Raw genomic sequence first — 13068 nt, 5'->3', positions numbered from 1 at the left:
TCGCAATCCGCGAAGGTGGCCGTACAGTTGGTGCTGGTGTTGTAGCTAAAATCTTTGCATAAGATTTGACGAACCACTAGTAAAAAGGGCATCATTTGATGCCCTTTTTCTGCGCTAAAAAAAGAGTTGGATGTTTTGACATCGATTTTTGCTCTTAGCAAAGAATTAAACGGTCTTTTTGACTAAAATGACTGTTAGATGTGTTGTTTTGCAACGCAAAGGAATGTGCCCTGCAACAGCGGGGTTATTGTCGTCTATATTTAAGACTTATCACAGGTTGGTTTTATGAAAGCAAACGCTGAAACTCCTGATAGCTCAGGTGCAGCAGATACAATGAAGTGGATTGTCGCTTTTGTTCTGTTGGCTGCTGCTGTTGTGGGTAATTACCTGTATGGTGAATTGTCTGTTGTAATTCGCGCTGCAGGTGTAGTTGTGCTGATTGCTGCCGCACTAGGCGTTGCAGCAACAACAACTAAAGGTAAAGCTGCGATCGATTTTGCAAAAGAATCTCGTATGGAGATTCGTAAAGTTGTTTGGCCTACTCGCCAAGAAACTATGCAAACTACATTGATCGTTTTAGCTGTATGTATTGTTATGTCTCTAGTGCTTTGGGGAATTGACGGCATTATGGTCCGTCTAGTTTCTCTAGCAACTGGGGTGTAGAGGGTTCTGATTCATGAGTGAAGCTCCAAAAAAACGTTGGTATGTAGTTCAAGCCTTTTCTGGCTTTGAAGGTCGTGTTGCACAGTCGCTACGCGAGCATATTAAAATGCACAACATGGAAGAACTATTTGGCGATGTGCTAGTACCTACTGAAGAAGTAGTGGAAATGCGTGCAGGCCAACGCCGTAAAAGTGAACGTAAATTCTTCCCTGGCTACGTATTAGTTCAAATGATCATGAATGATGAATCATGGCACTTAGTACGCAGCATTCCGCGTGTTATGGGCTTCATTGGTGGTACCTCTGATCGTCCTGCACCAATCACTGATAAAGAAGCTGATGCTATCTTGAACCGTCTAGAGAAAGCGAGCGAGTCTCCACGTCCTAAGACAATGTTCGAAGCGGGTGAAGTGGTTCGTGTGAACGATGGTCCATTTGCTGACTTCAACGGTACTGTTGAAGAAGTAGATTACGAGAAAAGCCGCATTAAGGTATCTGTATCGATCTTTGGTCGTGCAACACCGGTTGAGCTTGAATTTGGTCAGGTTGAAAAACTGGACTAAAACTCTAAGTTTTGAACAAGCTGTGGATAAATACTTCATAAGTTGTTCAAAATAAAAGAGTATAAAAAATCACCTTTTTAGGGTTGTTAAAGGCGCGAATTATGATTATAATTTCGCGCCTTTTTGCTTCTGTGGAAGTGAAAAAGAGTTAATTGAATTTATGGGGAGCTCGCCTTGCGGCTAGCGCATGTACCCAAAATATTAGGAAATATCATGGCTAAGAAAGTTGAAGCTTATATCAAACTGCAAGTTGCAGCTGGTATGGCAAACCCAAGTCCACCGGTTGGTCCTGCTCTAGGTCAACACGGCGTGAACATCATGGAATTCTGTAAAGCGTTCAACGCAAAAACAGAATCTGTTGAGAAAGGTCTACCTACTCCAGTAGTTATTACTGTTTACAACGACCGTTCTTTCACGTTCGTAACTAAGACTCCACCTGCTGCTGTTCTTCTTAAGAAAGCTGCTGGCGTTAAGTCTGGTTCAGGTCGTCCAAACACTGAGAAAGTTGGTACTGTTACTGACGCTCAAGTTCAGGAAATCGCAGAAACTAAAGCTGCTGATATGACTGGTGCTGACATCGAAGCAATGAAACGTTCTATTGCTGGTACTGCTCGTTCAATGGGCCTAGTGGTAGAGGGATAAGATCATGGCTAAACTTACTAAGCGTATGCGCGTAATCCGCGACAAAGTTGACTCAACTAAAGAATACGAAATCAGCGAAGCTGTTGCTCTTCTTAAAGAACTAGCGACTGCTAAATTCGTTGAGTCTGTAGATGTTGCTGTTAACCTAGGCATCGATGCTCGTAAATCTGACCAAAACGTTCGTGGCGCAACAGTGCTACCTCACGGTACTGGCCGTGACATCCGCGTTGCTGTTTTCACTCAAGGTGCAAACGCAGAAGCTGCTAAAGCTGCTGGCGCAGATATCGTTGGTATGGAAGATCTTGCTGAGCAAGTGAAAAAAGGCGAAATGAACTTCGACGTAGTTGTTGCTTCTCCAGATGCAATGCGTGTTGTTGGTCAACTAGGTACAATCCTAGGTCCACGCGGCCTTATGCCAAACCCTAAAGTTGGTACTGTAACTCCTAACGTTGCTGAAGCGGTTAAGAACGCTAAAGCTGGTCAGGTTCGTTACCGTAACGACAAGAACGGCATCATCCACACTACTATCGGTAAAGCATCTTTCGAAGCTAGCCAGCTTCAAGAGAACCTAGAAGCTCTTCTAGTTGCTCTTAAGAAAGCTAAGCCTTCTTCAGCTAAGGGTTCTTACCTGAAGAAAGTAAGCATCTCTACTACGATGGGTGCTGGTGTTGCTGTTGATCAAGCTAGTCTTGACACTCAAGCAAACTAATTTGCTTAGGCGCAGATTTAGTGTATACTTCTGCGCCTAATATTTGTGGTTGGGTGGTTTTAAAGCAATTTGAAATCATCTATCCCAAGACCGTAGGCGCTGTCGATTTTCATTAGATTATTGATAGCTTAATAAAACCTACGTAGGCGATGTTGTGGTTTGAAGTGGATTTATTCACTTTTAAATAACATCGTAAACGCTCAATACATTTTGTATTGGGTGCTGTAATCACAACCAGAGGTTAATCCAAATGGCTTTAAATCTTCAAGACAAAAAAGCAATTGTTGCTGAAGTCAACGAAGCTGCCAGTGGTGCACTTTCTGCAGTTGTAGCTGATTCTCGTGGCGTTGAAGTTGGCGCAATGACTTCTCTACGTAAACAAGCTCGCGAAGCGGGTGTTTACATGAAAGTTGTTCGTAACACACTAGCACGCCGTGCGGTTCAGGGTACAGACTACGAGTGTCTAGTAGACACTTTCACTGGTCCAACTCTGATCGCGTTCTCTAACGAGCACCCAGGTGCTGCAGCGCGTCTTTTCAAAGACTTCGCTAAAGAGAACAAAGATTTCGAGATCAAAGCTGCTGCATTTGAAGGCGCAGTTACTGATGCTGAAGTACTAGCGACACTACCAACTTACGACGAAGCTATCGCACGCCTAATGATGTGCATGAAAGAAGCTTCTGCTGGCAAGCTGGTTCGTACTATCGCTGCACTACGTGACCAAAAAGAAGAAGCAGCGGCTTAAGCCTTGCTTTTCACTGGTTGCAAATTAAACTTATTGTTGACTTAAAAGAGAATTGTTATGTCTATTACTAACGAGCAAATCCTAGACGCAGTTGCAGAAATGTCTGTAATGCAAGTTGTTGAGCTTATCGAAGCTATGGAAGAGAAATTCGGCGTTTCAGCTGCAGCTGCAGTTGTAGCTGGTGGCGCAGCTGGCGGCGACGCTGCTGCTGAGCAAACTGAATTCGACGTAATCCTAACTGCTGCTGGCGCTAACAAAGTACAAGTTATCAAAGCTGTACGTGGCGCAACTGGCCTAGGTCTTAAAGAAGCTAAAGGTCTTGTAGACTCAGCTCCTGCAGCGCTTAAAGAAGGCGTTGACAAAGCTGAAGCTGAAGCTCTTAAAGCACAGCTAGAAGAAGCTGGCGCTTCTGTTGAAATCAAGTAATTATTACTTAATTTCATAGCCGCAAGGCTAATGGCTGGTGGTTTATTAACCACCGGCCTTTTTGCGCTGTAGGGCTATGACGAAATTTCCGCTGTTTAACCGTCATAATCCGAGCAAAAAAACAGTCATTTTTTCGAAATGATTGTTCACTACCACTAAACAGCTGTTTGTCACCACCCCCTCTGAAGAGTGTTTTGGGTGGTTTGGGTCACTTATCAGCGAGCTGAGGAACCCCATGGTTTACTCTTATACCGAGAAAAAGCGCATCCGTAAGGATTTTGGTACTCGTCCACAAGTTTTGGACATTCCATACCTGTTATCGATCCAGCTTGATTCTTTCGACAAATTCATCGAACAGGATCCAGAAGGTCAATACGGTCTTGAAGCTGCTTTCCGTTCTGTATTTCCAATTCAGAGCTACAACGGCAATTCTGAGCTGCAATACGTTAGCTACCGTCTTGGTGAGCCAGTTTTTGACGTTAAAGAATGTCAAATCCGCGGTGTTACTTACTCAAAGCCACTACGCGTAAAACTACGTCTAGTTATCTTTGATCGAGATGCACCAGCAGGTACTGTAAAAGACATTAAAGAACAAGAAGTCTACATGGGCGAAATTCCGCTTATGACAGACAATGGTACTTTCGTAATTAATGGTACCGAGAGGGTTATCGTATCCCAGCTGCACCGAAGCCCAGGCGTGTTCTTCGACAGTGATAAGGGTAAGACCCACTCATCAGGTAAAGTTCTTTATAACGCACGTGTAATTCCTTACCGTGGCTCATGGTTAGACTTTGAGTTCGATCCTAAGGATAACTTATTCGTACGTATCGACCGTCGTCGTAAGCTACCAGCATCGATTATTCTTCGTGCACTTGGTAAATCGACTGAAGAGATCCTTGATCTGTTCTTCGACAAAGTGAACTTCGAAGTGAAAGACCAAACTCTTCTTATGGAGTTGGTTCCTGATCGTCTACGTGGTGAAACTGCGTCATTCGACATCGAAGCAAACGGTAAAACTTACGTTGAGACTGGTCGTCGTGTTACTGCTCGCCATATCCGTCAACTTGAAAAAGATGGCGTTGAGCACATCGAAGTACCAGTAGAGTACATCGTTGGTAAAGTTGCATCTAAAGATTACATCAACGAAGCAACTGGCGAGATCATCGTTGGCGCGAACCAAGAGATTAGCCTAGAAGCTCTTGCTAACCTGTCTCAAGCAGGCCACAAGGCTCTACAAACTCTGTTCACGAATGACCTAGATCACGGTCCATTCATGTCAGACACTCTACGTGCAGATAGCACAGTAGATCGCATCTCTGCATTGGTAGAAATCTACCGCATGATGCGTCCTGGCGAGCCACCAACGAAAGAAGCTGCAGAGTCTCTATTCGAAAGCCTATTCTTCTCTGAAGAACGTTACGACCTATCAACTGTAGGCCGTATGAAGTTCAACAGCTCTATCGAGCGTGAAGAAGAAGAAGAGCGCGGTACTCTGGATGAATCAGACATCATCGAAGTGATGAAGAAACTGATTGGTATCCGTAACGGTATTGGTGAAGTGGACGATATCGACCACCTTGGCAACCGTCGTATCCGTTCTGTAGGTGAAATGGCAGAAAACCAATTCCGTGTTGGTCTAGTTCGTGTAGAACGTGCCGTTAAAGAGCGCCTAAGCCTTGGTGACCTTGATGCAATCATGCCTCAAGACCTTATCAACGCTAAGCCGATCTCTGCTGCAGTTAAAGAATTCTTTGGCTCTTCACAGCTTTCACAGTTCATGGACCAAAACAACCCATTGTCAGAAGTTACGCACAAACGTCGTATCTCTGCTTTAGGTCCTGGTGGTCTTACTCGTGAGCGCGCAGGCTTCGAAGTACGTGACGTTCACGTAACTCACTACGGTCGTCTATGTCCGATCGAAACGCCTGAAGGTCCAAACATCGGTCTAATTAACTCACTATCTGCGTTTGCACGTTGTAACGATTACGGTTTCCTAGAAACTCCGTACCGTCGTGTAGTAGATGGTGTAGTAACAGAAGAAGTTGATTACCTGTCTGCAATCCAGGAAGGTCAATTCGTAATCGCGCAAGCAAACACCATTCTTACTGAAGAAGGTACGTTTGCAGATGAGCTAATCACAGCTCGTCAAAAAGGTGAATCTGGTCTTCATCCACGCGATCACGTTGACTACATGGACGTTGCGACAAACCAAGTAGTATCTATCGCTGCTTCGCTTATCCCGTTCCTAGAACACGATGATGCGAACCGTGCATTGATGGGTGCCAACATGCAACGTCAAGCTGTACCAACACTTAAGGCTGATAAGCCTCTAGTAGGTACTGGTATCGAACGTAACATCGCAGTTGACTCTGGTGTTACAGCGGTTGCTAAACGTGGTGGTCAAGTTCAGTCTGTAGACGCTTCTCGTATCGTAGTTAAGGTTAACGAAGATGAATTGGTACCTGGCGAAGCTGGTATCGATATCTACAACCTAACTAAGTACACGCGTTCGAACCAAAACACATGTATTAACCAACGTCCAACTGTACTTCCTGGTGAACCAGTTGCACGTGGCGATGTTCTTGCTGATGGTCCTTCAACAGACCTTGGTGAACTAGCTCTTGGCCAAAACATGCGTATCGCATTCATGCCTTGGAACGGTTACAACTTCGAAGACTCGATCTTAGTATCTGAGCGCGTAGTTCAAGAAGACCGTTTCACGACAATCCACATCCAAGAACTATCTTGTGTGGCTCGTGATACTAAGCTGGGTTCTGAAGAGATCACAGCTGATATTCCAAACGTAGGTGAGTCTGCTCTGTCTAAACTAGACGAGTCAGGTATCGTTTACATTGGTGCTGAAGTTAAGGGTGGCGACATCCTAGTTGGTAAAGTAACCCCTAAAGGTGAAACTCAACTGACTCCTGAAGAGAAGCTACTACGTGCTATCTTCGGTGAGAAAGCATCTGATGTTAAAGATACTTCTCTACGTGTACCAAACTCTGTTTCGGGTACTATCATCGATGTACAAGTCTTCACTCGCGATGGCGTAGAGAAAGACAAGCGTGCACTTGAAATCGAACAGATGCAGCTTAAAGAAGCTAAGAAAGACCTAACTGAAGAGTTCCAAATTCTTGAGGGTGGCCTTCTTAACCGTGTTAAAGCTGTACTTCTGTCTGGTGGTTACTCTGAAGCTAAGCTTGATACTATCGGTCGTAAGCAATGGCTAGAGCAAGTTCTAGAAGACGATGCGCTACAAACACAGCTTGAGCAACTTGCTGAGCAGTGGGATGAGCTAAAAGCAGACTTCGATAAGAAGTTTGAAACTAAGCGTCGTAAAATCACTCAAGGTGATGATCTAGCGCCTGGCGTTCTTAAGATTGTTAAAGTTTACCTAGCGGTTAAACGTCGTATCCAGCCTGGTGATAAGATGGCCGGTCGTCACGGTAACAAAGGTGTAATCTCTAAGATTAACCCTGTTGAAGACATGCCATACGATGAGAAAGGTCAGCCTGTAGACATCGTACTTAACCCGCTGGGTGTACCATCGCGTATGAACATCGGTCAGATCCTAGAAGTTCACTTAGGTTTGGCTGCGAAAGGTATCGGTGACAAGATCAACCAAATGGTTAAGGAACAACAAGAACTGCATAAGTTCCGTGAGTTCCTACAGAAGGTTTACGATCTTGGTGATACTCGTCAGAAAGTTGATATTGCTGAACTGTCTGATGATCAAGTTCGTACACTGATCAAGAACCTACGTGGCGGTCTACCGATTGCTACTCCTGTGTTCGACGGTGCTTCTGAGTCTCTAATCAAAGAACTACTTAAACTGGGTGATCTGCCAGAATCTGGTCAGCTTAAACTGTTTGATGGTCGTACTGGTGATTCGTTTGAGCGTCCTGTAACTGTTGGTTACATGTACATGCTGAAACTGAACCACTTGGTTGATGACAAGATGCATGCTCGTTCAACTGGTTCTTACAGCCTAGTAACTCAGCAACCACTTGGTGGTAAAGCTCAGTTCGGTGGTCAGCGTTTCGGTGAGATGGAAGTATGGGCACTAGAAGCATACGGTGCTGCATATACTCTACAAGAAATGCTAACAGTTAAGTCAGATGACGTTAACGGCCGTACTAAGATGTATAAGAACATCGTAGACGGTAACCATAGCATGGAACCTGGTATGCCTGAGTCGTTCAACGTACTGTTGAAAGAGATTCGCTCGCTAGGTATCAACATCGAGCTAGAAGACGAAGAGTAATCCCTCCTTCTTTTTAAAAGAAGATAGGATTATTTGGTAAAAGGGAGCTTGCTACAGCAGTGAGCTCCTTTAACTCCTTACAGGAGCTGAATGTGAAAGACTTATTAAACTTTCTAAAAGCACAGCATAAGACCGAAGAATTTGATGCAATCAAAATCGGTCTATCTTCACCAGACATGATCCGTTCATGGTCTTTTGGTGAAGTTAAAAAGCCGGAAACAATTAACTATCGTACGTTCAAACCTGAACGTGATGGTCTGTTCTGTGCACGTATTTTTGGTCCAGTTAAAGACTACGAATGTCTTTGTGGCAAATACAAGCGCCTGAAGCACCGTGGTGTTATCTGTGAGAAGTGTGGCGTTGAAGTTACACAAACTAAAGTTCGTCGTGACCGCATGGGCCACATCGAGCTAGCTTCACCAGTTGCTCACATCTGGTTCCTAAAATCACTGCCGTCTCGTATCGGTCTACTAATGGATATCCCTCTACGTGATATCGAACGTGTTCTTTACTTCGAGATGTACGTAGTAACTGAACCAGGTATGACTGATCTAGAAAAATCTCAGATGCTTACTGAAGAAGAGTATCTGGATCGTCTAGAAGAGTGGGGTGACGAATTTACTGCTAAGATGGGTGCTGAAGCGATCAAAGATCTGCTTGCAACAATGGACCTTCATCAAGAAGTGGAAGAAATGCGCGAAGAGTTAGAAACGACTAACTCAGAAACTAAGCGTAAAAAAGTTACTAAGCGCCTGAAGCTAGTTGAAGCGTTCATTGCATCGGGTAACGATCCGCAATGGATGATTCTGACTGTACTTCCGGTTCTGCCGCCAGATCTACGTCCTCTAGTACCACTAGATGGCGGTCGTTTTGCGACTTCAGATCTGAACGACCTTTACCGTCGTGTGATCAACCGTAACAACCGTTTGAAGCGCCTTCTAGAGCTAGCTGCTCCGGACATCATCGTACGTAACGAAAAGCGTATGCTGCAAGAGTCTGTTGATGCACTTCTAGATAACGGTCGTCGTGGTCGTGCTATCACTGGTTCTAACAAGCGTCCTCTGAAATCTCTTGCTGATATGATCAAGGGTAAACAAGGTCGTTTCCGTCAGAACCTTCTAGGTAAACGTGTAGACTACTCTGGCCGTTCTGTAATCACAGTAGGTCCATACCTTCGTCTACATCAGTGTGGTCTTCCTAAGAAGATGGCACTTGAGCTATTTAAGCCGTTCATCTACAGCAAGCTAGAAACTCGTGGTATGGCTACGACAATCAAAGCTGCTAAGAAGATGGTAGAGCGCGAAGAAGCTATCGTTTGGGATATCCTGGACGAAGTAATCCGCGAACACCCAGTACTACTTAACCGTGCACCTACACTTCACCGTCTAGGTATCCAAGCGTTTGAACCAGTACTAATCGAAGGTAAAGCGATTCAGCTTCACCCACTAGTGTGTGCGGCATACAACGCCGACTTCGATGGTGACCAAATGGCGGTACACGTGCCTCTAACTCTAGAAGCACAGCTTGAAGCACGTACACTGATGATGTCGACGAATAACATTCTGTCGCCAGCGTCAGGTGATCCGATCATCGTACCTTCTCAGGACGTTGTATTGGGTCTTTACTACATGACACGTGACAAGATCAACGTGAAAGGCGAAGGTATGTACCTTGCTGGCCCTGCTGAGGCTGAAAAGGCATACCGTACTAAGACTGCTGAGCTACACGCTCGCGTTAAAGTACGTATCACCGAAACTGTAGTAGACGAAGATGGTAACAGCACTACTGAAACGAAGATGGTTGATACAACTGTCGGCCGTGCAATGCTATGGCAAATCGTTCCAGCTGGCCTACCGTACAGCATCGTTAACCAAAAGTTAGGTAAGAAGCAGATCTCTACTCTTCTTAACGAGTGTTACCGTAAGCTTGGTCTAAAAGATACAGTAGTATTTGCTGACCAAATCATGTACGCAGGTTTTGCATACGCTGCACTTTCTGGTGTTTCTGTAGGTATCGACGATATGGTTGTACCTCAAGCGAAATACGATGAAATTGAATCTGCTGAAGAAGAAGTTCGCGAAATCCAAGAGCAATTCCAATCTGGTCTTGTTACTGCGGGTGAGCGTTACAACAAAGTTATCGATATCTGGGCATCTACGAATGACCGCGTTGCGAAAGCAATGATGGATAACCTATCTTCTGAAACAGTTATCAACCGTGACGGCGAAGAAGAACAGCAAGAATCGTTCAACAGCATCTACATGATGGCCGACTCGGGCGCACGTGGTTCTGCAGCTCAGATTCGTCAGCTAGCAGGTATGCGTGGTCTGATGGCGCGTCCAGATGGTTCAATCATCGAAACGCCGATCACAGCGAACTTTAAAGAAGGTCTAAACGTCCTTCAGTACTTTATCTCAACGCACGGTGCTCGTAAGGGTCTTGCGGATACAGCACTGAAAACAGCAAACTCGGGTTACCTAACTCGTCGTCTAGTAGACGTTGCTCAAGACGTTGTAGTACACGAACATGACTGTGGCACGCATGAAGGTATCGACATGATGCCTCACATCGAAGGTGGTGACGTTAAAGTTGCACTTTCTGAGCTTGCTCTAGGTCGTGTAGTAGCTGAAGACGTTCTTAAGCCTGGTACTGAAGATGTACTGATTCCACGTAATACTCTGATTGATGAGAAGTGGTGTCAAATCATGGAAGACAACTCAGTAGATAGCATGAAAGTGCGCTCTGTTGTTACCTGTGATGCAGACTTCGGTTGTTGTGCACAGTGTTACGGTCGTGACCTAGCACGTGGTCACCTAGTGAACCAAGGTGAAGCAGTTGGTGTTATCGCTGCACAATCTATCGGTGAACCGGGTACACAGCTAACGATGCGTACGTTCCACATCGGTGGTGCGGCATCTACTGCAGCAGCAGAGAACAGCATCCAAGCTAAGACAACTGGTACTGTGAAACTTCACAATGCTAAGTTCGTAGTTAACAAAGATAAGAAACTGGTTATCACTTCTCGTGCATCTGAGATGACGATTATTGATGAATTCGGCCGTACTAAAGAGAAGCACAAACTTCCTTACGGTTCGATGCTAACCAAAGGCGACAACGCAGCAGTTACTGCTGGTGAAGTTGTAGCTAACTGGGAAGCGCATACCATGCCAATCATCACTGAAGTGGCAGGTCGTATCCAATTCGTAGATATGATCGATGGTATTACAGTTTCTCGTCAAACTGACGATCTAACGGGTCTTTCTTCAAGTGAAGTTACAGACGCAGCAGCTCGCCCAGCAGCAGGTAAAGATATGCGTCCAGCTATCAAACTTGTTGATGAGCAAGGTAACGACGTAATGATCCCTGGTACTGATATGCCAGCTCACTACTTCCTACCTGGCAAAGCGATTGTAAACATCGAAGATGGCGCTGAAGTTGGCATCGGTGACACACTATCTCGTATCCCTCAAAAATCGAGCGGAAACAAAGATATCACCGGTGGTCTACCACGCGTAGCTGACCTATTCGAAGCTCGTAAGCCTAAAGAGCCTGCGATCCTTGCTGAGCACACAGGTACTGTGTCTTTCGGTAAAGAAACGAAAGGTAAGCGTCGTCTAGTAATCACTCGTGAAGGCGGTGACGCTTACGAAGAGATGATTCCTAAGCATCGTCAATTGAACGTGTTCGAAGGTGAGAAGATTGAACGTGGTGATGTAATCGCCGACGGTCCTGAAACTCCACACGATATCCTGCGTCTACGTGGTATCCACGCAGTAACTCAGTACATCGCGAACGAAGTTCAAGAAGTTTACCGCTTACAAGGCGTAAAGATTAACGATAAGCACATCGAGACTATCGTTCGTCAAATGCTACGTAAGTGTACAATCACTCATTCTGGTGACTCTCCGTTCCTACCTGGCGAACAAGTTGAGTACCACAATGTTAAGATTGCTAACCGTAAGCTAGAAGCTGAAGGTAAAGAACTAGTACGTTTCGAACGTGATCTACTAGGTATTACTAAAGCATCTCTTGCAACTGAGTCATTCATCTCAGCTGCATCGTTCCAAGAAACGACTCGCGTACTAACAGAAGCTGCGGTTTCTGGTAAGCGTGATGACCTTCGCGGTCTGAAAGAGAACGTAATTGTTGGTCGTCTGATCCCAGCTGGTACTGGTTTCGCATACCACCAAGAGCGTCAAAAACAACGTGAAGAAGAGCAAGAAGGTCCTTCAGCTGAACAAGCTACTGACAATCTAGCAGCACTTCTAAACGCTGGTTTCTCTTCAGAAGAGTAAGCTCTACGAGTAGTCTCTAAGAGATAAGAAAAAGGCACCTTCGGGTGCCTTTTTTGTATCTGGCGTATTGGTATTTAGCTATGACTTATAAAGTGATAGGTGTGCTTATCTAGCTGGTGAGGTTGGATTTATGTCCTGAAGAGTGCTCTTTGAGGCCAGTAAGATAAAGGGTAGAGATGACTAGGCTGATTAGGGCTGTAACCATATGCTTATGGCTAAAGGTCAGGGCGAGCGAGTAAGCTCTGTCTGAAAGGTTCTGGGTAGTTTGGATAACCTTACAGACAAAACAAAAAGCTTGCACAGAGGCAAGCTTATTAAGGATTCGGCTAACTAAGCGCCTGGTGGAATCGCTAAACTGTCTGCAATAAGCTGGATAAGATTATCTTCTACTTCAAAACGTAGTTCGAGTAGTTCACCTACTTTGGACATATCTCCTTCGAAGTTAGGCAACTCATCGTCTGCATTTACTTTAACGTACTTATCATTGAATTCTAGAAGCGGCTCGGTTGTAAGTACGATCTTCGCGTAAGTTGTATCAATCTCGTCATTGGTTTTAAAGCCTGTTGCTTGCCATTTTTTCATGACCATATCGTAGATCTTAAAATGACCCTCTGAGATATAATCGACAACATGATCACAGAATGAGCTTATTTCTTTAGGGGAAGGGAGTTCAACAACGTTTGATTGCCCGTTGCTAGCTGGCTGCAAGGCACCTAGCTTACAATATTCAACGATTAGAGACTGTCGAGTTTCGAGCCAATG

The 13068-nt window shown here is 45.0% G+C and carries 9 protein-coding genes; 8 read left to right on the top strand and 1 reads right to left on the bottom strand.

Features of this window, described 5'->3' with window-relative positions:
• Positions 1 to 285: 285 nt before the first annotated feature.
• The 8 genes from secE to rpoC all read left to right on the top strand — a co-directional run bounded on the left by secE (position 286) and on the right by rpoC (position 12306).
• The gene (secE, locus tag AB6E54_RS22380; RefSeq protein WP_010435558.1) at positions 286 to 663 is read left to right on the top strand and encodes a preprotein translocase subunit SecE; all 378 of its coding nucleotides are present in this window, start codon (positions 286 to 288) and stop codon (positions 661 to 663) included.
• Positions 664 to 676: 13 nt separating this feature from the next.
• Positions 677 to 1225, top strand: coding sequence for a transcription termination/antitermination protein NusG (gene nusG / locus AB6E54_RS22375; RefSeq protein ID WP_010435556.1), 549 nt, complete (start codon positions 677 to 679; stop codon positions 1223 to 1225).
• 213 nt (positions 1226 to 1438) lie between these two features.
• Entirely contained in the window at positions 1439 to 1867 is a 429-nt protein-coding gene (gene rplK, locus AB6E54_RS22370) for a 50S ribosomal protein L11 (protein ID WP_010435555.1), read from the top strand.
• Between the two features lie 4 nt (positions 1868 to 1871).
• On the top strand, positions 1872 to 2576 hold the full coding sequence (gene rplA, locus AB6E54_RS22365) for a 50S ribosomal protein L1 (protein WP_017060523.1): 705 nt from the start codon (positions 1872 to 1874) through the stop codon (positions 2574 to 2576).
• A 250-nt stretch (positions 2577 to 2826) separates the two neighbouring features.
• On the top strand, positions 2827 to 3321 hold the full coding sequence (rplJ, locus tag AB6E54_RS22360) for a 50S ribosomal protein L10 (RefSeq protein WP_017060524.1): 495 nt from the start codon (positions 2827 to 2829) through the stop codon (positions 3319 to 3321).
• A gap of 57 nt (positions 3322 to 3378) precedes the next feature.
• Positions 3379 to 3747: a 50S ribosomal protein L7/L12 gene (gene rplL / locus AB6E54_RS22355; RefSeq protein WP_017060525.1), complete on the top strand. Its 369-nt coding sequence runs from the start codon at positions 3379 to 3381 to the stop codon at positions 3745 to 3747.
• A 235-nt stretch (positions 3748 to 3982) separates the two neighbouring features.
• A complete protein-coding gene (rpoB, locus tag AB6E54_RS22350) occupies positions 3983 to 8011 on the top strand; it encodes a DNA-directed RNA polymerase subunit beta (protein ID WP_017060526.1) in 4029 nt (1342 codons plus the stop codon).
• A 92-nt stretch (positions 8012 to 8103) separates the two neighbouring features.
• A complete protein-coding gene (rpoC, locus tag AB6E54_RS22345; RefSeq protein ID WP_017060527.1) occupies positions 8104 to 12306 on the top strand; it encodes a DNA-directed RNA polymerase subunit beta' in 4203 nt (1400 codons plus the stop codon).
• A 330-nt stretch (positions 12307 to 12636) separates the two neighbouring features.
• Here the strand turns inward: rpoC and rsd are convergent.
• On the bottom strand, positions 12637 to 13068 hold a 432-nt coding region (gene rsd, locus AB6E54_RS22340), incomplete at its 5' end, for a sigma D regulator (RefSeq protein ID WP_372169049.1).

Origin of the sequence: Vibrio sp. 10N.247.311.49 (assembly GCF_041467655.1) — a bacterium.
GTDB classification, from domain to species: Bacteria; Pseudomonadota; Gammaproteobacteria; order Enterobacterales; family Vibrionaceae; genus Vibrio; species Vibrio crassostreae_C.
Note: the sequence above shows the minus strand (reverse complement) of the source record. Positions and strands in the feature narration are given on the sequence as shown.